The sequence below is a fragment of the Leptospira ainlahdjerensis genome (assembly GCF_016919175.1).
Classification (GTDB): Bacteria; Spirochaetota; Leptospiria; order Leptospirales; family Leptospiraceae; genus Leptospira; species Leptospira ainlahdjerensis.
In genome coordinates, this window is sequence record NZ_JAFFPU010000056.1 from 86982 (window position 1) to 108497 (window position 21516).

Sequence of the window (21516 nt, forward strand, 5' to 3'; positions counted from 1 at the left end):
ATGCACCTCCGCCTTATCCTGATTCTATTTTTGTTTCTGCTCGGAATTCCAATCTTCGGACAGACGGACGAGCAGATGCTTCGTTTGATTACGGGCAGTGCGAGCGCGGATCCGACTCTTTCTTCTTCTCCCAATGATGAAAAGAAACTGGCGATTCTCAGGGCTAAAAACCGGCTTTTAGGAAAGTCGATCGACACTCTTCCAGATCGGGAAGTGGACGACCTTCTTGTTTCCCTCGGTCTGACCCGGGAAGGATCTCTTTTTAGCAGAAGAAAACGTCTGCGTTCCGCACTCGAAGAAGCGCTTCCTGTCACCGCCGATCCTCTCGCAAATTTACCCCAGAGCAAAAAAGCGCTTCCGATTTCCATCGAAAACGCTTCCGAAGGGGAGCTCCTACAAGTGGATAAGAATAAATCCGGGGTTCTCGTCTTGAGGGGGCGCGTTCGACTCAAACTTAGGTCCGGTTCCATCGAAGCCGAAACGATTACGGTCGATAGCGAAAGACAAGAGATCTACGCGGAAGGCGGAATCATCTACAAGGACGGACGAGCAATCGTCGAAGGAGACAAGTTTATCTACGATTTTCGTTTGGAAAAGGGGGTAGTCTATAAAACCAAAGGCACCTTTGCTCCGGCTCACTTTATCGGCGAAAAGCTTAAAAAATTGGATGATAAACGTTATGCGCTCGAGATGGGTTACTTCACGATCTGTAACGCGGAAAAACCTCATTATTCTTTCAAAGTAAACAGGCTCTATATCTACGACGATAAAACGGTGATGGCGACGAACGTGCGTTATCAAGTTGGCGGGACGACCGTTCTTTGGTTGCCCTTTCTCTACAATAGTAACTTAGGAAACGGATGGATCACGCAAGCTGGTAAGAACAATACCCAGGGTCTGTTCTTACAGAACTCTTATCAGTGGTCGGTGATGCCAACGATCGCGGTCGCTCCGATGGGATATAAAGTTCGAGCGGACTTTTACGAAAAAACAGGACAGGCGGTCCAGCTCGAGATGTGGAAACAAAGTCCTCTTTTGAACTACTTGATCGATATCGGATATGCGAATCATAGAAACTACACGATCTCCGGGGCGTACGAAGATCGATTTCATAATTTTGGAATCGGGACTACCGCAGTCACCAACCAGGTGGACAAAGGCGCTTTGTTTCCTTATGATCCGAGCAGTCCTTATCGAAAAATCGGTCAGGACGTCGAACCTTGGTGGAAGGGAAGAATTCTTTTAAACTCGAAAATGAACAACACCGAAAAAGACGTAACGCGAAATTTCAGCTTTCAATATGAAAATTACTCGAATCGGCTTTTCGACTACGAATATGGGAATCGTTACGAACCCTCAAACACTCTGCAGTCCTTATACACGGCAAGAAACGTCCGTCAAGGTTATATCCGGAATACTCTAGAATGGAAGTTTGATTATACCGAAAATCGGGGCGATCTTTCCATCAACGTTGGGATGAAAAGAAACCTTCTCTATTACATCTTAAGCCCTACGGATAAGTCGGGCTATTTTCCGACGATCGACGTCCTTCCGACGACTACGATTCGGAATTCTTCCGAAATCGGAAGGCTTCCGTATTTTAACTCGGCCGTTTATTGGGACGCGTACTTGAACAATACCATTCTTCGCTATTATGGAGTTCCTACGCGGGAGAATTTGGGAATTCCGACTTTGGACGGTAATTATCAAGACCCTTACGGAAATTATAAGGAGAATGTTCTAAGAACCCAATACTTTACACAAGGTGAAACAGGTCTTCGAACCAATTTGAATTTCGGAAGTTACGTGTCTTTTACTCCGAACGCTTTTTTCGGAGGTAAAAAACAATCCGCGACGGTTCGAAACAACGCTTCGGTAACGGGTGTTACGGATAACTCATTTACATCTTTGGAACGATATCTCGCGAGAGAATCCTACGGATACATTAGGACCGCCTCCAATTTGAGAATCGGGATTCCTTTGATCTTTTTAAACGCAACGTATCGAAAACTGGAAGCCTACAAACCGGAGCTACAGGATCCGATTCTTGCAAAGACGAGACAACACGAACTCGAAGTTTCTCTCGAAAGTTATGCGTTTGAGAATTTCGAAATTTCGATTCGAACCATTCGAGACCTCAGAAGTTTTTCTCCTGATTATCAGCCGCAGCCTACAAACCAAGAACGCTGGTATTTTACCGTGGCTCGTTTTTCGGGTTATTTCGATTTTCTGGACGGACTTCGTCCTAAACGCGCCTCTTTGCTCGAGAAAAAAAGAAGTTTTTATTCGGGTCTTTTTATCAACAATGATTATGTTCATCATACTCCCAAAGCAAAACCGCTTTCCAATAGTTTTACGGCCTCTTACAAAATGGGAGGTTTTACCCTTCCTTTTGTCCGTTTGATTCGGGAGTTGGAGTTAGGTGGAACGTGGTATCACGTTTATAACAGTCCGATACTTGACGGATATAGAATATTCGTAAAAGCGAATGTGGACTTTACGAGACATCTCGGTATCGAAGCGGAGTTGGATTCTAGAGTCAGCCAACCTTGGAGATATACCAATCAAGTAGGAAACACATACGATACTTTTTTCTACGGAAACGATCCGACCATATCCGCGTCCACCCTCAATTTGGAAAGGACCACGCTTCAGAGAGATTTGCTCGACGGAACCGGAGTCAACGGAAACGGAGCTAAACAAAATACGGCCCTCAACATCAACCGCTTTATGGGGACTATCAAATACAACCTTCATACCGCCAACTTTAGACTTGGATACAGCATGGATCTCCGTGCTGTCCCCGGCGGTAGAACCGATGGACTCGTTTCTTTTTACGATCAGTCAGTATTCTTCTCCATATCGATCACGGACTTTTCTTTGGGCCAGCAAGATTCTTCCGAGCTGACAAGGGTTCGTCTGTTCCGATTTAGAAAACGTCCGTTCCAAGCCGGCGATCGCGCGGGAATATCTTCGGAGAACCCTTAATATGCTTAAAGAAAGAAGTCAGACATTCAAGTTGATCTTTACGATTTTGGATTTTGTGACGGCTCTTTTGGGAGGGGCGCTTGCCTTTTTATTTCGATTTTACTTCGTAGACGAAACTGGAATGGACGTTCGATATGTGGACGTTCAGAGTTATGTTTTCCTTTTTTTCTTATTGGCTTTTTTTCAAGTGATCGTCTTTATCGCGATCGATCTCTACCATCCGAGACGCGGCCTTTCTTTTATCGACGAATTCCTAACGATCGTTGGCGGGGTTTTTCTCAACCTCGTTTTTGTTTTGGCGGTTTTATTCTTTTTTCGCGGAGATCTTGGGAGCGAAAGATTCTCCAGGTCCGTGATTCTTGTTTATACGCTTATCAATACGATTGCCACTGGTCTTCTTCATTATTCGACTAGAATTCTTCTAAGAACCCTTCGAAAAAGAGGATATAATCTTCGAAGCGTTCTGGTGGTTGGAGTATCGGAAACTTCAAAACGTTTTAACGATGCTGTCATCAAACACGGAATCTACGGTTATAAAATTCTCGGTTTTGTTCAGGCTAACACCGCAAAGCCGGTTCGTAAGGACATGAAGGTGATCGGGAAGGTGGCGAAGATCGCGAAAATTCTCGAAACCGAAAGACCGGACCTGGTAGTTTACACTCTCGAACCTTCCGAGGGAGATTATCTCAAAGAAGTGCTGGACGCCTGCGACCACGAGGGGATCGATCTCAAGATCGTTCCGGGTTTTCAAGAATTCATCAAGGCGAGGGGAAGGGTGGAAGAGATGGAAGGACTTCCGGTCATCTCGATCCGAAACATTCCGATCCGTCTGGGATATAACAAATTTATAAAGCGTCTTTTCGATCTTACATTTTCGATTCTTTTTATTCTCTTCTTTTCTCCATTCTATCTTTTGATGGCCATGTTCGTAAAACTTTCCTCTCGCGGTCCCGTCTTTTACTATCAAGAAAGGGTCGGGTTGGATAATAAAAAGTTCAAGATGATCAAGTTTAGAACGATGGTCGTTCAGGCAAAGTCCCAGTCGGAGACTACCTGGACGGTTCAAAACGATCCGAGGGTCACGGGGATCGGAAAAATTCTGAGAAAACTTTCTTTGGATGAAACTCCTCAGTTTTTCAACGTTCTTTTCGGAGATATGTCCGTAGTGGGTCCTAGACCGGAACGTCCCCACTTTGTGGAAAAGTTTAAAAACGATCATAGACATTATATGAGAAGACACGCGGTAAAGGCGGGGATTACGGGACTCGCCCAGGTGAAGGGACTTCGAGGAGATACATCCATCGACGATCGAATCGCGGCGGACATCTATTATATCGAAAATTGGTCGCTCTGGCTGGACCTTAAAATTATTCTCCTGACTCCATTTAAAGGAATCATGGACAAAAATGCCTACTAAAACACTCTGACTGCAAGGGAGAGAATCATGAACCTGAACGAAGATTCTTTGCAAAAAATCGCCGACCTCTCGCGTCTAAAAATCCGCCCCGAAGAAAAAGAATCCACTCTTAGAGATTTTAACAAAGTCCTGGAATACGTGGATCAAGTAAAAGGTCTGGACGTTTCTTCGATCGGAGAAGACGAGGTCTACTTCCAACATGAAAACGCGATTCGACCAGATCTCGCAGGAAAACACCTCACTCGGGAAGAGATCGAAACCTTCGCGCCGTCCTTTCAGAACGGCTACTTCGTCGTTCCTAAGGTGATCGAGACATGAACGAAATATTAAAAAAATCTTATACAGAATTGAAAGCAGCTTTGGGAGAAGGTAAACTCAGTGCGACGGATTTGGCGAAGGCTTGTATCGAAAGAATCAAGGAAGTCGACGGTTCGGTAAAAGCGTTCTTATCCTTAGACGAGAAGAAAATTTTGGACGCTGCCTCGGAAAGCGATACAAGAAGAAAGTCTGGAAAACCGCTTTCTCCCTTCGACGGAATGCCGGTCGCAATCAAGGATAACATCTGCATTCAAGATTCGATTACGTCCTGTTCCTCTAAAATATTAGAAAATTATAAATCTCCGTTCAACGCGACGGTGATCGAAAGACTCCTGGAAAAAGGTTTTATCCTTTTTCCAAGAACGAACATGGATGAGTTCGCAATGGGTTCCTCTACTGAGAATTCCGCATTTCAGACGACTCGCAATCCGTTCGATTTAGAAAGAATTCCCGGAGGATCAAGCGGAGGTTCTGCGGCTGCGGTTGCCGCGTCGATGGTTCCTTTGGCGCTCGGTTCTGATACGGGAGGTTCGGTAAGGCAACCGGCTTCTCTCTGTGGGCTTTATGGGCTAAAACCTACGTACGGAAGTGTTTCCCGATATGGACTCGTTGCTTACGCTTCCAGCTTGGATCAGATCGGACCTTTTTCAAAAGATGTTCAAGGTTGTATCGATTTGTATTCCGTAATTTCCGGAAAGGATCAGAGAGATTCAACCTCGGTAAATCGTCCCGGGTTTTCGGCGGATTCCGTGAAGGAAGTCGATTTCAAAGGTTTGAAAGTCGGCGTGATCAAGATGACTCCGGAGATCGATCCGGATGTAACGAAAGCATACGAAATTCTTCTCGCGCAATTGAAAGAGAAAGGTGCGACTCTTGTAGAACTGGATTTTTCAAAGTTCAGCTATGCGATACCGATCTATTATATCATCGCTACCGCGGAATGTTCTTCCAATCTTTCTCGTTTTGACGGGATTCGTTTTGGTGCGAGAAAGGATCCTACGGGTAAGTTGGAAGATTTGTATGTGGATTCCAGAACCGATGGATTTGGAGCGGAAGTAAAAAGAAGAATTCTTTTGGGAACATTCTCCCTTTCCGCAGGTTATTATGACGCGTACTACGGAACCGCCCAAAAGGCGAGAGTTCTGATTCGGAAAGAATACGAGTCCTTCTTTTCGAAAGTGGATTTCATTCTTCAACCAACTTCTCCTACGACCGCATTCAAGGTCGGAGAAAAGACCAAGGATCCTGTGCAGATGTACAAAGCGGATATCTGGACTACGAGCGTGAATCTCGCTGGACTTCCTGCGATCAGCGTTCCTATGGGGAAGGATACAAAGGGGCTTCCTATCGGATTGCAGATCACGGCGCCTTATTTTGAGGAAGGCAAATTGTTTGGTCTTTCCCAAGCCGTTTCTAAATTAGAAGGTTTGAATATTCAATTTCCGGAAAAGATCGGATGAGTAATCTGACCGCGAGAGTCATTCCCTGCCTGGACATCAAGGATGGAAGGGTCGTAAAGGGGGTGAACTTTGTAAATCTCGTGGACGCCGGAGATCCCGTCGAATCGGCTGCGATTTATGAAGAGAATCTTGCGGATGAACTTTGTTTTTTAGATATCACCGCCTCATCGGATCGTAGAGAGATTCTTCTACATCTCGTCGAAAGAATCGCAGAGAAAATTTTTATTCCATTTACGGTTGGCGGTGGAATCAGAACCGTTGCCGATGTAAGAGCGGTTTTAGAAAAAGGGGCTGATAAGGTTTCCATCAATACGGCCGCGTTTCAAAATCCGGAATTGCTCCGGGAATCTTCCGAAATTTACGGTTCTCAGTGCATCGTTTGTGCGATCGATGTGAAGTTTCAAAAGGAGAGAGATCGTTACGAGATTTTTTTGCACGGAGGAAGAACGGAAACCGGAAGAGAGGCTTTGGACTGGGCCCAGGAAGCCGCGGAAAAAGGCGCCGGTGAAATTCTTCTGACTTCTATGGACCGAGACGGAACGAGAAACGGGTTTGATATCAATCTGTTAAAAACTTTTTCTTCCTCTCTTGAAATCCCGATCATCGCTTCCGGTGGTGCCGGGAATCCAGAACACATGGTCGAAGCGATTCTTAGAGGAAAAGCGGACGCGGTGCTAGCGGCTTCGATCTTTCATTTTGGAGAATATTCGATTCGAGAAACAAAAAGAGCGATGCAAGAGATGGGAATTTCCGTTCGACTGGATTGAAGAACGTTTTTATAATCTCACGAAATCCAAAACTAAAGCTTCTTCTTAGAAGCGAGTTCAAAAAAAACAATTCCGGAAAAGTCGGGTTCTTTCCCGTTTGAAACTAAGTTCTCTTTTGAGAATTCCTAAAATCCTCACAGGATCGGTTTGAAGCAATTCTTGCATCGTAAGAATTCTCGTTTCGATTCTTTCAAATTCCTTTTTTCAATTCTTTTCGTAGTCGATATAACAAAATCCTTAAATCTTTTTGATTCATTTTTTCTTTTTTGTTCAAGCGCGAATTTTCAATTTAACAATCGTTTTTTCATTTTATCAAAGAGAGCTTTTGGGTCGGGTTCGGATTCTTTTAGAAATGAAAACAGCCTCTCCGCAGAATAAAAGCTAAGTATCCGCATTTATCGATTCTTTGCTGAATTATAAACGCGTTAGGAACGATCGATAAAGAAATTTCTTTCTTATCTTTCGGTTCTCTTCGGATCTCGTTTTAAGACTTTTTTATTTTTATTGAGTCGTATTTTTCAAATACTCTTAGTCCTAGGTTTGAAAATTCAAGAATTCTAATGCTATTCGTTGGGTGTGGAATGCTTGGATTTATAGATAAAATAAAGTTAGAATTGGAGTAAGGAAAGGATCGGTGTTTTGCATAACGCAATCTACTTTCCGGCTGTGAATATATGAAAAGAGTATTTCCCCTGTTTGTATTGTTTTTCCTCTTTTGTTTCGGTTGTTTGAAAACCGGTCATTCTGGAATAGGAAAAACAATTCCGTTTATGATTATCGATATGGAAGGAAACGCGAGGATCAAAGGGACATTTTTGGATGTGAACGGAGACGGTATCGCGGACGGAATCGATACCAACAAAAATAACGTCATTGATATGCTCGTATCGGATACGGACCAGGACGGAGTCTTGGATTCCATCGACACCGACGGGGACGGTGCCACGAATCACTACTTATGCCTTCAGATGTCTCACTATTCTTCTCGAACGGGAAAGGATTGCACTGGGAATCCTCTTGCGTTTATCGATCTCGGCAATGACGGAATTGCGGATGGATTTGATGTTGATAACGACGGCACGATTAACGATCCGATTCTGAAAAGAATTCAGGAGGATTTAGATTCTCCATCCATTTCAATTTCTTCGAACAATCTTCCCGGGACTTATGGAAACGCTCAGAAGGTGAAACTTACCTGTACGGATAATATCGGTCCGGGTTCAATCGCTTATACTCTGGATGGGAGCGTTCCTAATTTTTCTCCTTTTCATGGAATCTACTCGAATGCTCCGAGCGTAAATTTCAATGTAGGTTCCGATTCTTCGAGCGGGGATTATAGAATCAAATATCTTTGTCGTGATTTGGCCGGTAACTTGAGTCCGATTCAGGAGGCTTTGTATCGAATCGACACTACACTTCCTGTGATCGTCACCAATTCGACATCTAATTTTATAAGCATCCAAACGGGTGCTATTGATCGGTCGGATATCACCTGGTCATCCAACGTTTCCGTTGCGTTTACGATTCGCTCCGGTGCGTCCGATTGTGGTTCCGGACTGGAAGTGACCCGGGGCTTTATATCATCCGGAACGAATTCGCTTTTTTCAGTTACGGCAGGTGGAAATTTTTCAGGGGAAGGCACGAAGCAGTTCACGATTTTTGGATACGTCGATTTAAACGGGGACGGAATTTGTACACCCGGTTTCGATCGAATCGGATCAAGTTCGATTTCCATCCAGAGAGACGATACTTCTCCGTCTGTTTCCGTAAGTCCGGATGAAGGTAATTTCGGGACGATTACGAACGTTTCCCTCACTTGCTCGGATTCGGGAAGCGGTTGCGATCAGACGGTCGTAAATTCTTTGGTCAATGGAACTCCTGCGAATCCGACAATCAATGCCTTCTCCGGTACGGTCGGCACGGGAAGCATGTATTCCGGAACAGCGATTTCGACCGTAGACAATGCTACCACTTCCATAAAGTTTATCGCAAGAGACAAAGCGGGGAATGTTTCCTCCGTTACACAAAAGCGATATACTATAGATCTCGCGACTCCAAACATAACAATCAATTCTAATATTCGCTATGTTTCCGGCGAGAACGGTTCGATCGCTTGGCAATCGGATAGAACGGGAAGCTACCAAATCATTCTGGGAGGTTCCAGTTGTACAACCGGAACGATTCTGACCTCCGGTTCCGTTTCCGCCGGAGGGCCTGACACTGTAACAGCAATCGATAATGCGAGGTTAAGCGTAGGGGACAATAGGATTCGTATCTGTGTCGCCAGCGCGATCAACGTTGGAAACACTACGATAACAATCACTAAGGATCAATCGGCGCCCACCGTTTCTATCACTTCGCCCACGAGTATAGGTCCGTTTCCGATCGGAACGAGTTTTAACACTTCTTGCACAGACGTCGGCAGTGCAGGGTGCGATAAGATTCTCTACACGTTAGACGGAACATCGCCAAGCTTCAACGCTTCCGGAGGGATCGCGAACGGAAACCTCTACTCCGGTTCGGTGAGTCTTTCGGCAGCAGGGCAGTTTCAGATCAAAGTGATCGGAATTGATAAGGCTGGAAACATTTCCTCGATCGCGAGTCAAACCGTGAACATCGGTCCGCCTCCGTCTCCGAAGGGAGTTCTTGTCGGTGCGGGAAATGCAAAATTGGTTGTTTCGTTCATCCCGGTTACGGGCGCCACGAGTTATAAAGTCTACACCGCAAATTCGGGCGGTGTGACAACTTCAATGAGTTCCGTAAGTGGGACTTATTCTCCGATTACGCTTTCCGGTTTGACAAATGGAACCGCCAAGTTCATCGCGGTGACTGCGATTCACAATGGTGGGGAGAGTTCTTTGAGCGTGGAAAGAAGTGGAGTTCCCACAACTTCTGTTCCTGGTGAGACGGCGTTGGTTCATAAAGATATATCGGGCGCCGTAGGTCAAGGAACCGATTCCGGAAAATTTCCTTCTGCGGCGATTGATCCAATCAATAAGAAATTGTTGGTCGTCACTCAAAACGGGAGCAATGGAGATAAACCTTCTTTGTATCGTTGCGATTTAAACGGGAATTCTTGCCAACACTTTGATATTTCTTTCGGTCAAGGAAACAATTCCGGAAAAAATCCTTCGATCGCAGTGGATGAAATCGGTGGAAAGATCTTGGTTGCAACGGAGAATGGAGCGAATTCTTCTAAGCCTTCTCTGTTCCGTTGCGACCTGGATGGAAGCAACTGTGGTCACCTTGATATTTCAGCGGGTCAAGGTTCCGGATCCGGGACGAATCCGAAGATTCTGATCGATCAGTTGAATAGAAAACTCTTAGTGGTCACGAATAATACAGCGAACGGTATCAGGCCTTCCTTGTTTCAATGCGATATGGATGGAACGAATTGTATTCATAGGGATATTTCGGCTGGGGAAGGAGTACAGTCCGGATTTGCTCCCATTGCTGATCTGGATTATACAAATCGAAAAATCTTGGTAATCACGCGAAACCAAGGGAATTCCGATAAGCCGTCCTTGTTTCGTTGTGATTTGGATGGAACGAATTGTGCCCACATCGACTATTCAGCCGGAAGGTCATTTTTTGCGCAGATCATTCCTGCGATGGCGGTAGATCAAATCGCGGGTAAAGTGCTGATGACAACCTTCGGACTCACAAATAATACAAGTCAGATTGCATTCTTCAGGAGTGACTTGGATGGAACTTCAAATGTTCAATCCATTGTGACGAATGTAAATTCACCTTCCACGCCGGGGAATGTTTATCTTTCGATGAATTTAGATTTCGTGAATTCGAAGTTGATTCTCGTTTATCCTGGGAACGGTTCTCAGAATCAGGTGATTCGCACGAGCCTTTCCGGAACTTCCCCTGTGTATAATATAAACCAATCAGGCGATCAAGGGTTTAATTCCGGCCATCAGCCTTTTGGGTTGGTTGATTTTGTAAACGGAAAATACCTCATTCTAAACTACAACGTTTCTCATAGTGGAAAGTTGAGTTTGTTTATTCGTTAGAATTTTTACCGAGTTTATTTTAAAGATTATTGAAAAGTTATTAAGTAATGGAAACAAGAGCTGATCCCTATGGCTCTTGTTTTTATAGGAGGAAGGACGGAGTCTTATGGAAAAATGAATTTTGTTGAGATCGGGGCTTTTCACTGAAATGTCGTAACTACGACGGGTTTTACCGTGAAACTCCGCGCTCCCCGCCCAAATTTCGGGTGGTGGGGAGCGGTGGCGGGAAAAATTCCGGAGGACTTTCCTCTATCATAAAATCAAACTTCTCGCAAGAAAAAATTCTCGTGTAGGAATTCCTACAAAATCCATTCTTGTAGGACGACTCTCATTGTATCTCCTTCCAACTTGTCAAGGGTATCCGGATTTTTGGGTGAAGGGGGCGGGGAAGAGTCGGCGGATTTTTCTATATCACAAAAACTGAATCTTATTTACTGTAAATTCGCGCGCGCGCGTTTTGTCGGAATTCCGACAATTTTCTAATCTTATGTTTGTGGAAGCTCCTACAACGCGTTGATAAGCGTTATGACCTCGTTAAAATACGCATTCCTCGCGGCTTCATTTACGTGATTTCGAAACGAAAGCTGTGCGTGATCAAAATCCTTCGAAATCTGACGGACACCGGGAAGTTTTGTGGACATCTTTCCGCTTGTCGTAGTAACAATTCCATCACTCTTGTTTACAAAACTCGGACTTCCGTTGTTCAAAAAAGCGCAGCCGATCGTATAGATGGACTCAGAACCGGGGTGTCCGTTACAAACGCTCATCGCTCCGAAGTAGGCGGTGACCCTTGAGTCTTTTGAAGAATCGGAAAGTAATCTTTCCAGATAAAGATTGTAAGCGCCTTCTATATACTCACTCGGAATAGGAACCGAGTAACTCGTCCCGATTGCATTCGTATAAGCGAGATCCTTTCCTCCTTGGGTTCCGGTCATAAAGCCTATAAGATCGCCTAACGTCCCGAAACTTCCCTGATAATTCGAAGATGCAAACGGAGAACCTAAATACGGAGTTCCGAGAGAAACTACAAAATCGATCACATCGTTCGAATTGTTCTGGTGATAAAGTGCGGAACGACTTACAAGACCTCCCATCGAATGTGCAAGAAGAATCACCTTGTCGTCTCCGGTAAAAACACAATTTAACTTTTCGATCAACCTTCTTCCGTTGTTCTCCACATAATCGGAGGTCCTATAAGTAAATGTGTAGAGTTCGAAATTCGTCTGTGCGCCGGAAATGTTCTGGGAATACATTTCCAAAACTTCGTCCCAGGTTCCCCGAAGATTAGAAACCTTCGTGAACTTATCCGTGGGAGGATCCGAATTCTTCTCCTTAAAATCCCAGCCGTGTATCAAAACAATTTTCGTTTTGGCCTCTTTCATCTGGGGAGTTGCGACTGCAAATTGATCGGCGGAAATCTGGGACTTTAATTGGACCGGAGCCAAAGGAAAAAATTTATAGAGTTCATGGTTGGTCTCCGCCCAAAACGCAAAGGTGAGAACCCCTAAAATTTCCTCTGCCAGACTTTCCTTCTTTTTTAGGTCGAGCTTTTCTTTAAATTTATCGAGGGAAAGACCCGAACACGAGGAAAGAAGACTGAGAGCGACCGCAACGACAGCAGTTTGCGAAAGACGAAGATAAAATTTCATTGTTTTCCATTGAGGAAGGAAAAATAAAAAATGCAAGAGTTAAATCTCTCTTTCATTTACGAAATAGAATTAGAATCTTCTAAAGGACTTTGCGGATTGGAAATGCAAAAGAGAGGAATTTCCGAAAAAAGGGTCATCCTCGGTTTACGAGTCTGTCGAGGACCACGCCGGTCGCTACGGTAACGTTTAAGGAAGAAAGATTTCCATGCATAGGAACTCTCAGAACGAAGTCCGATTTTTCCATTAAGATTCTTTTGACTCCTTCTCCCTCGTTTCCCATTAAAACGGCAAGTTCGCTTAAGTGGGGGAGATTGGACCAATCTTCATTTCCCCGATCGCTCGTGGAAACGATCCAGTAACCGTTTTCTTTTAGAAGTTCGAGGGTGTTTGCAAGATTCTTAACCGTGAAAATTTTTAAAAAGGAAAGGGCGCCCGAAGAAACTTTCTCCACAACGGGAGTGATTCCCGCTGATTCTCTGTCAGGAAGAATGATGTTCTTGATCCCGAAACATTCGGCGGTTCTCAAGATATTTCCTAAATTGCCGGGATCTTGGATTCTATCTAAAATGAGAAAAGGTCCGGGTTTGGAAGGAAGAATGTTTTCTAAATCTTTTTGATCCAGAGTGGATTCTTTGCTCGAAACTTTTACCGCGACCATTCCCTGGTGATTTCTTCCAGGAACAAGAGCGTCTAACTTAGAAACGGAAACCTTATGGACCTTTACATACGAAGGAAGTTTTTTAAGAATTTTGTCCACGATCTCGGAACCTGGATTTTCTTTTACATACAACTCGGTGAAAGGAAAAGAATATTCCTTTCCTTGGTAAGCCTCCGTCAGTTCAATCAGAGTTCTCTTTCCGAAGATGTATTCCTGTCTGGCTATTTTCTCCTCCAGCGGAGTCCGTCTTTTGTATCTTCGATTACAATCCCTTGTGCCAAAAGTTGATCTCGGATCGCGTCGGAGCGGGCAAAGTCCTTATTTTTTCGCGCGAGTTGTCTTTCTTCGATGAGAGAATCGATCTCGGAATCGATCAGATCTTTTTTCGATTCAAATGAGAGCACGTCGAAAAGTCGATTGTAGTATGCAAAAAGTTGAATGAATTCTATTTTTTCCCCTAAAGGCTGGGGCTGACTTGCGCCATCTAAAAGAGAATTGATATGTTTTAGAGATTCAAAAACTACCGCTAAAACTTTGGCGATATTGAGATCGTCGGCTAAGGATTCTTCGATTTCCTTTTTCCAAGTTAGAATCGAAGAATTTGTGAATGTAAAATCGGGTACGATCTCGTAACCGGGCTCTGCATCCAAAAGGCGATCCAAACAGTTTTGCATCTTACGAATGCTGTTAGCGGATTCTTCCAAACGATCCGTGGAAAAATTCAATTTGGAACGATAGTGGGTCGAGATCAAAAGAAAACGAATCGCCTTTGGATCGATTCCTTTTTGGACAAGATCGCGTAACGTGTAAAAGTTTCCCTTGCTCTTGGACATTTTCTGTCCGTCTACGAGAAGGTGTTCGGAATGAAGCCAGGTTCCTACGAACGTTTCTTCGGGAAAGGCTCCTTCGGATTGAGCGATTTCATTTTCATGATGCGGGAAGAGAAGGTCGACGCCACCCGTATGAATGTCCACTCCGCCGTGATACACTTTTCGGATCATCGCAGAACATTCCAAATGCCAACCGGGACGTCCGGTTCCGATTTCGGTATTCCAAGATGCTTCGCCTTCGACTTTCGGACTTTTCCAGAGGACGAAATCTCTCACGTCCTCTTTTTCATATTCGTCCGTATCGTAACGGGTTCCGGTTTTCATTCCGGAAGTATCGATCTTGCTGAGTTTTCCGTAATTCTCAAATTTCTGAATCGAAAAGTAAAGACTCTCGTCCTTCTCATAAACAAGACCCTTTGATTTCAGCTTTTGAATGATCTCGATCATCTCCGGAATCGATTCCGTAGCTTTCGGGTAGTGTTCTAAGGTTTCCGCGTGAACGGTTTTTAGATCTTCGAAAAAAGCTTCCGTCCAGGGTTTTGTAAATTCTTGAATGCTCTTTTTGGAAGCGATGGAATCACGGATGATCTTGTCGTCGATATCGGTGATATTCATCGTCATTTCGATGCCGTATCCGAGAAGTTTCAAGGTTCTTCGGAGGAAATCCACAAAGAGAAAGGCTCGGAGATTTCCGATATGCGCGTAGTTATAGACCGTCGGTCCGCAGGAATAAACCGTGACACGATTCGGATCTGCGGGTAAGAATTTTTCCTTTTTACCCGTAAGGGAATTGTGAAAATAAACTTCAATCATTCAGGAAAGAAGATTTCCCTCACAAATTCTAAATTGGCGCCGTTTTGTTTTTCTCCCTTGAGACCGGCCTCGTTTCCTTCCGTAGGATAGACCTGCATTCTTTTGTCGCAGTTCATGTGATTGAAAAGTGCGAAGACCGACTTCGGATGTGCGATTTTGTCGTCGAGACCGACGGAGACCAAGGTCGGAATCTTAATCTTCTTGGAGAAGTTAAGACTATCATAATATGCTAAACTTTTTTTCATCGCAGTTTTTTTGGTCTTCGCATTCGCAAACTGGAGGTTGATTTCCTTCATCCAGCTTTTTTCGAGTTTGAGTTGTGTATCGTCGATATTGCAGAAGTTCGGGGTTTCTAAGATGAGCCCCTTGACACGATTTGTAAAAGCCGCTCCAAAAACGGCGAGGGACGCGCCGAGAGACTTGCCGGAAAGAATGATCTTTTCCCCGTCGATCCCGTCGGTAAGTCTTAAGAACTCGATCGCTCGGATCACGTCCAGATATAGGCCTTTCATATAAAAAGAATCCTTTCCATCCAGACCTTTCGAAAAATATCCTGGGGTCCAATCCGGATCGGCGATTTCCCCTTCTTTCAATTGGGGACGAACCAATTGGGTTCCGTGACCTCGGAGGTCGAGGATCAGTTGTGCCACCCCGGTTTCGGTGAGTCCTTTGATGATGGCGGGTCTTTCTTTTCCGTAATCGTGAAAATGAATGACGACAGGAAGATCGCCCCTTTTTCTAGGAATGACGAGAGTTCCCGTGATGGTCGCATTCTGCCAGGATTGAAAGGAAATATCGTAGATTGTTTCCTTGATAATCGATCCTTTGAGGAGCGCCTTGGATTGTTTTTTAATCGGAAAATTCTTTAAATCGCGGATCGCCTCGGACCAAAATTCATCGAGGTCGGCAGGGCTGTGGAGCTCCGGGTAGGTCTGAAAGCATTCGTCAAAACTGATCGCCATCAGGAAACATCGTTTTCACTTTACCGGTGGTGTAAAGTGTTCTTTTGAAGAATAGAGGGTCTGCAAGAGCAATACCGAAATCGTCATCGGGCCGACTCCACCCGGAACCGGAGTATAATAAGAAGAATTGTCTTTGGCCTTGGAGATCTCGATATCTCCGACGTTTCCGGGATTATAACCCGCGTCCAAAAGAACTGCTCCTTTTTTGATCCATTCGGCTCTGATAAATTCCGGCTTTCCCACCGCGCCAACTACGATATCCGCTTGTTTTACGATTTCGGGAAGATTTTGAGTTTTGGAATGGCAGAGAGTTACGGTTGCGTTCATCTCCGTGAGGAGCATCGCCATCGGTTTTCCTAAGATAGGAGAACGACCGACCACGACCGCGTTTTTCCCGGAAGGATTGATTCCGTATTCTTGAAGCAAAAGAACCATTCCGTACGGAGTACAAGGGAGATAGGTTTCCACGCCCATGGAGAGTTTTCCAAAGGAAAGGGTGGTGACTCCGTCCACGTCTTTGTGAAGAGAAATCCGATCAAAGGCCGCTCTTTCGTCGATCTGAGGAGGAGACGGGTGTTGGAGAAGAATTCCATCCGTGTTTGGATCGGCGTTGAGTTTGTCGATGACGGCCAATAATTCTTCCGTTGTCGTGTTGTCTCCGAGACGAATCATCTCAGAACCCATTCCCACGGAATGACAGGCCTTGACTTTCATGGAAACGTAGGTTTCGGAAGCGGGGTTGTTTCCCACGAGGATGGTAGCGAGTTTGGGAATTCTTAAATTCTTTGCTTTCCGCTCTTCAATTTCAGCGCGGATTCCATCTCTGATTTTTTCGGAGAGTTTTTTTCCATCTAACAAAACCGGATTCATACTTCTCAGGATTTCCGAGCGGGCTTGTCTGTCAGGTAAAAAATATCCTTTCCGGTGAAACCGAAAGCGTAAAATGAGTCCATGTCCGAAACACAAGTCGTTAGCAATCATGAATTAGAAAAATACGTAGAACAGAAAGTTACCATCCAAGGTTGGGTTCACGGAATCCGGGGAAGTAACGCAAGGCAATTCCTCTCCTTAAGAAACAGCGGGAAGATCATCCAAGTCCTCGCTGAAAAAGAAATCTTGGGAGAAGAGTTGTTTCAGACCGTAAAACACCTCAGACAAGAAACCTCGGTCTCCGTGACTGGAAAGCTGGTTCGAAACGAAAAATCTCCGATCGGATTCGAACTCATCTTAGAATCGATTCAAGTCGTGGGAGAATCCGAAAATTATCCGATCACGCCCAAGGAACACGGGATCGATTTTCTGATATCGCAGAGACATCTTTGGTTGCGTTCTTCCAAACAACTCGCGATCCTTCGGGTGAGGGACAATCTTTCATTTGCGATTCGTAAATACTTTCATGAAAGAAACTTTTTGCTCATCGATACTCCGATTCTCACCGGGTCCGTGGGAGAAAGTGCGGGAACTCTTTTTTCGACCGAATATTTCGATTTGGGAAATGCGTATCTTGCACAAACAGGACAACTCTATCTCGAGACCGCGATCTTTGCACACAACAAGGTCTTTTGTTTTGGTCCGACCTTCCGCGCGGAGAAGAGTAAGACTAGAAGACACCTCACTGAGTTTTGGATGGTGGAAGCCGAGGTTGCGTTCGCAGGTCACAAAGAGAATCTCAGACTCCAGGAAGATTTTGTTAAGACGATCATAAAGGAAACGGTTCAGAATTCATTAGAAGATTTGAAAGTATTGGATCGAGATCCGGCGCCTTTGCTCGCGTATTTGGAAAAGGAATTTCCAGTGATCGATTATACCAAGGCACTCGAAATTCTTCAATCCAAAGGAGAGGACATCGTTTGGGGGGATGATATCAATTCCGAAAGGGAGCAGATGCTGACGACCGAGTTTGGAGGTCCTGTTTTTATACAGAAATATCCAAGAGAAGCCAAGGCGTTTTATATGAAGGTGAATCCGGAAGATCCGAAGACCGTTCTAAACGCGGACCTCATCGCGCCGGATGGGGTGGGGGAAATTATCGGGGGTTCGGAAAGAGAAGAAAACTATGAGAATATCATTCATCGCCTCAAGGAAGAAAATCTCCCCGTGGATTCTTATGATTGGTATTTGGATCTCCGGAAATACGGCTCCGTTCCGCACTCCGGATTCGGTCTCGGATCGGAACGAATGATCGCTTGGATCTGCGGGCTCCAACACGTGCGGGAATGTATTCCGTTTCCGAGGATGATGGAACGACTTTATCCCTGAAATGCGATCCGTAGAGAGCATTTCTCTGAGTTGATGCGATCCACGCGATTCACTTTTTTTTAAGCTGAATTCCCCGCGCCGAACCGATAAGGAAAATAGAGGTATCGTATGGGTCAGAATTTAGCAGTATCCAATTTCACTTCCATTGAAGAATCGGCTTGGGAATTATTCGAGACGGGTTCTTATGAAGAAGTGATCGCGATTGCGAAAAAAAATCCAAATCATGTTTTTTTAAATCATCTGAGCGGAGTTGCTGAGTTTGAATCCGGCGCGGAAACGGGGATCAATTATTTCTTAAAGGGATCTTCTGTTCTAAGCCCTCTTGTGGAAGCTTATCTTCTCAAAGAGAGAGGGAAGTTAAGAGATGCCGCGAAAAAGTTTTACGAATACTTTCGCTCTTCTTCGGTTCCCGTTTCTTATTCCATCCTAAGAACCGGAATTCTCGTATGCGAAGACGCGGTGGATTTTAAGACCGTTTTGGATCTTCTCACAATTTACAAGGGGAGATTTGCAAACGATTACTTTTGTAAGACTGAATTCTTTGCAAATTATCATTTAAGAAAATATAAAGAAGCCGTTCAGGTGTTTGCGGAGAATGCAAAGCGCCTTACGGAAGAAAGGGACGTCCTTGGAGCACTCGGCTTGGCCTTGGTTCATCTAGGAAATTTCGAGGAAGCAAAAACGGTTCTTCAGAGAATTCCGGGATACGAAGAACTCCCGACCTTTGAAGAAAAAAAGAAAGAATTTTCCGAGAAGATCGCGAGTATTCCCAAAATGGAAGCAAAGAGAAAATCTCTTTCTTCTTCCGAGCTGATCGATTTGGGTTTTGCTTATCTTTTCTCGGAGAATTTTAAGAAGGCCGAAGAAATCTTTAGCGAACTTGTTGCTGCACAAGGATAAAACAAAGAAGCAATTAAAAAGAGAAGAACGGAGATTCTTTGGAAAAAAGGAATCTCTCGATCTAAAAATCCTCTCGTCGGAGTTACGACACTCTTTCGGTAAAAGTCGCGCGCCCCACCCTGATCTTGGGTGGAGGGGCGGGTGGCGGGAAAAATCCAGAAACTTTCCTCTATCACAATATCATACTTTTTTCAAGTAACAAATTTCTTGTCAGAGTTCCTACAAAACGCTTTCCCGTATGACGATTAAAATCGCAGTTCCTCTCAAACTTTTGGGTAAGGTTATGCTGATTGGGTGAAGGGCGGCGAGTCCGCGGGAAAAGTCGGCGGATTTTTCTCTATCACAAAAACCGCATCCTTTTGCAAGAAGAATTTCTGCGGAGAATTCAATTCTGTCTGAACTCCGACACTCTTTCGGTAAAAGTCGCGCGCCCCACCCTGACCTTGGGTGGAGGGGCGCGGTGGCGGGAAAAATCCGGAAACTTTCCTCTATCACAAAATCCTAATTTTGCAAGCACAAATCCGCCTGTCGGAACTCCGACAAGTCTGAATTTTAACACTTTACAACGGAATATTCTTTTCTTTTGGAGATAGATTCGATTTTGTAAACAAGGCCCAGACGAGCGGACTGGGTCACTTATCTTTCAAGATAATCACTCTACAATTCTTGAGGGCGCTTTTTGTCTTGGGAGAAGCAAACAACTTCCTCGCGTCTTCGCTTGCGATCACAGGGTTCACCGGATAATGACCCGTGACGCCTAACGCAGTCACAAAATAAGGTTTCATGCCGGCAATCGAAGAACGAAACGCTTCCTCGGGAGTTTTCATATAACTCACGTATCCATTCTTCACCGCATTCTCTTTGGAGATAAAATAGGGAGAATAAAGGCTGTTACCTTCTTCCGAAAGAATCTCCGGAAACAAGGCGGTTTCCATTTTAAGATGTCTCGCGTCCACGATCAGAGAAGTAAAATCTGCGGCCAGAGTCGGAGCCGGATATTCCGGAAAGGTTTCCGTTTCATAGGAAAGAAAAACGTAATTTAGAATTCCTCTTTTTCCCTTGAACAAAATCGTTCCCTTTGCGATCGCCTGGTTCTCCACAAAATTAACCGTGCTCAAAATCGGTTCGATCTCATAGATTTGATTGAAGATTTCTCGAAACATCGAATCCTCTTTGATCTTTTCTCTCAGAGTAAATTCGGAATCCAATTTCAGAGTATCGATCTTTCGAAAAAGATATTTCTTCAATTCTTCTTCTGCGGCGCTCGCCGCTTTTTTTCTCGCCTCGGTCAGATTTCTTGCCGTATTTTCCGATCCAAAATCCGGATCATCCACCGAATAGGTCAGTTTCGGAAGTTTGAATTTAAGAATTTTCTGAATTTCTCCTTTCTTCCAATTGATGACCGTGTCCGTGAAGTCTCGGGTTTCGAAAGAAAAGATCGTAAGAGTAGGAGTTAAAAGCAAAAGAATGAGTAAGAAGAATCGGATTTTAGAATTCATATTTCTGCGCTGAATTGGATAGAATGGTTCTTCTATCTATTTCGGCAGATTATTGAATTCTCTTCTTAAATCTTCTTGGTTCTGGACAAGTTTTGCCGGAGGAAGCGACTTCAAAAGGTCCTTTCCGTACGTTTTCGTAAACACCCTCGGATCCAAAATGGAAACGATCCCCGTATCTGTCCCAGATCGAATGAGACGTCCGAATCCCTGTTTTAAAACGGTGCAAGCATACGGAAGTTGAAGTTCAGCAAACGGATTTCCTCCCGATTCCTTTAACTTCTCGCTTTTCGTTTCCAAAACGGGATCGTTCGGGACCTGAAACGGGAGTTTAGCAATGATCACCGATTTGAGTTTGTCGCCCCGGATATCGATTCCCTGCCAAAACGTGGAGACCCCGAATAACACGCTGTTCGGCGTTTCGAGATACATCTGTTTCGCGCCGTCCGGTCCGAGATCGGATTGGGAAAAAAGCGGCAACTCAGTATAAGGACGAATCGCCTCGTAAACGAGTTTCAGAGATTTAAAAGAAGTGAAAAGAACGAACGTATTTCCTTCGGTCAGCTCGATCAGCCAAAGAATCTGTTTTGCCAGATCAGCGTGATATCCGTCCGGATCTCCGACTGGATCTCGGATTTCTCTCGGAACATAAAGAACCGCATTTTTTTGATACGGAAACGGAGAAGGGACGACCATGTTCGCAGTCGGTAAGTCTCCGATCTTCTTCTTAAAGTATTTGAAATCGTTCGCGGCCGTGGAAAGAGTCGCTGAAGTAAAGACGATGGATTGCATTTTTGGCGCGAATAAATCCTTTATGATCTTATCCGGACTCATAGGTTCCATGCAAATTTTGTAATAGATCTCTTTTGAATTCTGATCTGGAGGTTCGATCCAATAGACGAGTCCGGGATCGTCCAAGAGACGGAAGGATTCAAGGCCGACCGCGATCTGTTCCATTCTTCCGGACAACATTTCCA

The 21516-nt window shown here is 44.6% G+C and carries 15 protein-coding genes; 8 read left to right on the plus strand and 7 right to left on the minus strand.

The features are described 5' to 3' along the window. The 6 genes from JWG45_RS14960 (at position 1) to JWG45_RS14985 (ending at position 10972) form a co-directional block, all read left to right on the plus strand. Positions 1-2988, plus strand: coding sequence for an LPS-assembly protein LptD (locus JWG45_RS14960; RefSeq protein WP_205280484.1), 2988 nt, complete (start codon positions 1-3; stop codon positions 2986-2988). Between the two features lies 1 nt (position 2989). Next, positions 2990-4405, plus strand: a complete 1416-nt coding sequence (locus JWG45_RS14965; RefSeq protein ID WP_205280485.1) for an undecaprenyl-phosphate glucose phosphotransferase — start codon at positions 2990-2992, stop codon at positions 4403-4405. A 27-nt stretch (positions 4406-4432) separates the two neighbouring features. Beyond that, positions 4433-4723, plus strand: coding sequence for an Asp-tRNA(Asn)/Glu-tRNA(Gln) amidotransferase subunit GatC (gene gatC / locus JWG45_RS14970; protein ID WP_205280486.1), 291 nt, complete (start codon positions 4433-4435; stop codon positions 4721-4723). Then, complete coding sequence (gene gatA, locus JWG45_RS14975) at positions 4720-6183, plus strand: Asp-tRNA(Asn)/Glu-tRNA(Gln) amidotransferase subunit GatA (RefSeq protein ID WP_205280487.1); 1464 nt, start codon at positions 4720-4722, stop codon at positions 6181-6183. The genes gatC and gatA overlap by 4 nt, the downstream gene beginning before the upstream one ends. Next, on the plus strand, positions 6180-6950 hold the full coding sequence (hisF, locus tag JWG45_RS14980; protein WP_205280488.1) for an imidazole glycerol phosphate synthase subunit HisF: 771 nt from the start codon (positions 6180-6182) through the stop codon (positions 6948-6950). Before gatA ends, hisF begins: the two co-directional genes overlap by 4 nt. 770 nt (positions 6951-7720) lie before the next feature. Next, positions 7721-10972, plus strand: coding sequence for a chitobiase/beta-hexosaminidase C-terminal domain-containing protein (locus JWG45_RS14985; RefSeq protein WP_205280489.1), 3252 nt, complete (start codon positions 7721-7723; stop codon positions 10970-10972). Between the two features lie 503 nt (positions 10973-11475). On the opposite strand, the gene JWG45_RS14990 is transcribed toward JWG45_RS14985, so the two are convergent. The 5 genes from JWG45_RS14990 to folD all read right to left on the minus strand — a co-directional run bounded on the left by JWG45_RS14990 (position 11476) and on the right by folD (position 16754). Next, positions 11476-12621, minus strand: a complete 1146-nt coding sequence (locus tag JWG45_RS14990) for an esterase/lipase family protein (RefSeq protein ID WP_205280490.1) — start codon at positions 12619-12621, stop codon at positions 11476-11478. A gap of 133 nt (positions 12622-12754) precedes the next feature. Next, complete coding sequence (gene rlmB / locus JWG45_RS14995) at positions 12755-13516, minus strand: 23S rRNA (guanosine(2251)-2'-O)-methyltransferase RlmB (protein WP_205280500.1); 762 nt, start codon at positions 13514-13516, stop codon at positions 12755-12757. Next, positions 13501-14922 carry a cysteine--tRNA ligase gene (gene cysS, locus JWG45_RS15000; RefSeq protein WP_205280491.1) on the minus strand — a complete coding sequence of 474 codons (1422 nt, stop codon included), beginning with the start codon at positions 14920-14922 and terminating at the stop codon, positions 13501-13503. The genes rlmB and cysS overlap by 16 nt, the downstream gene beginning before the upstream one ends. Further along, entirely contained in the window at positions 14919-15884 is a 966-nt protein-coding gene (locus tag JWG45_RS15005; protein ID WP_205280492.1) for an acetylxylan esterase, read from the minus strand. Before JWG45_RS15005 ends, cysS begins: the two co-directional genes overlap by 4 nt. Positions 15885-15899: 15 nt before the next feature. Next, entirely contained in the window at positions 15900-16754 is an 855-nt protein-coding gene (folD, locus tag JWG45_RS15010; RefSeq protein WP_205280493.1) for a bifunctional methylenetetrahydrofolate dehydrogenase/methenyltetrahydrofolate cyclohydrolase FolD, read from the minus strand. 81 nt (positions 16755-16835) lie between these two features. On the opposite strand from folD, the gene asnS reads away from it, so the two are divergent. Beyond that, complete coding sequence (gene asnS, locus JWG45_RS15015; RefSeq protein WP_205280494.1) at positions 16836-18143, plus strand: asparagine--tRNA ligase; 1308 nt, start codon at positions 16836-16838, stop codon at positions 18141-18143. Between the two features lie 108 nt (positions 18144-18251). After that, positions 18252-19043: a tetratricopeptide repeat protein gene (locus tag JWG45_RS15020; protein ID WP_205280495.1), complete on the plus strand. Its 792-nt coding sequence runs from the start codon at positions 18252-18254 to the stop codon at positions 19041-19043. 632 nt (positions 19044-19675) lie between these two features. Here the strand turns inward: JWG45_RS15020 and JWG45_RS15025 are convergent. Both JWG45_RS15025 and JWG45_RS22250 read right to left on the minus strand, forming a co-directional pair. Beyond that, the gene (locus tag JWG45_RS15025) at positions 19676-20542 is read right to left on the minus strand and encodes a hypothetical protein (protein WP_205280496.1); all 867 of its coding nucleotides are present in this window, start codon (positions 20540-20542) and stop codon (positions 19676-19678) included. Between the two features lie 36 nt (positions 20543-20578). Further along, a partial coding sequence (locus tag JWG45_RS22250; protein ID WP_332476629.1) for an ATP-dependent DNA helicase occupies positions 20579-21516 on the minus strand: 938 nt, incomplete at its 5' end.

Excerpts from the sequence above, each read along its gene's own strand:
- JWG45_RS14960 (WP_205280484.1), top strand. The coding sequence starts at position 1 with ATGCACCTCCGCCTTATCCTGATTCTATTTTTGTTTCTGCTCGGAATT.
- JWG45_RS14965 (WP_205280485.1), top strand. The coding sequence starts at position 2,990 with ATGCTTAAAGAAAGAAGTCAGACATTCAAGTTGATCTTTACGATTTTG.
- gatC (WP_205280486.1), top strand. The coding sequence starts at position 4,433 with ATGAACCTGAACGAAGATTCTTTGCAAAAAATCGCCGACCTCTCGCGT.
- gatA (WP_205280487.1), top strand. The coding sequence starts at position 4,720 with ATGAACGAAATATTAAAAAAATCTTATACAGAATTGAAAGCAGCTTTG.
- hisF (WP_205280488.1), top strand. The coding sequence starts at position 6,180 with ATGAGTAATCTGACCGCGAGAGTCATTCCCTGCCTGGACATCAAGGAT.
- JWG45_RS14985 (WP_205280489.1), top strand. The coding sequence starts at position 7,721 with ATGATTATCGATATGGAAGGAAACGCGAGGATCAAAGGGACATTTTTG.
- JWG45_RS14990 (WP_205280490.1), bottom strand. The coding sequence starts at position 12,621 with ATGAAATTTTATCTTCGTCTTTCGCAAACTGCTGTCGTTGCGGTCGCT.
- cysS (WP_205280491.1), bottom strand. The coding sequence starts at position 14,922 with ATGATTGAAGTTTATTTTCACAATTCCCTTACGGGTAAAAAGGAAAAA.
- JWG45_RS15005 (WP_205280492.1), bottom strand. The coding sequence starts at position 15,884 with ATGGCGATCAGTTTTGACGAATGCTTTCAGACCTACCCGGAGCTCCAC.
- folD (WP_205280493.1), bottom strand. The coding sequence starts at position 16,754 with ATGAATCCGGTTTTGTTAGATGGAAAAAAACTCTCCGAAAAAATCAGA.
- asnS (WP_205280494.1), top strand. The coding sequence starts at position 16,836 with ATGTCCGAAACACAAGTCGTTAGCAATCATGAATTAGAAAAATACGTA.
- JWG45_RS15020 (WP_205280495.1), top strand. The coding sequence starts at position 18,252 with ATGGGTCAGAATTTAGCAGTATCCAATTTCACTTCCATTGAAGAATCG.
- JWG45_RS15025 (WP_205280496.1), bottom strand. The coding sequence starts at position 20,542 with ATGAATTCTAAAATCCGATTCTTCTTACTCATTCTTTTGCTTTTAACT.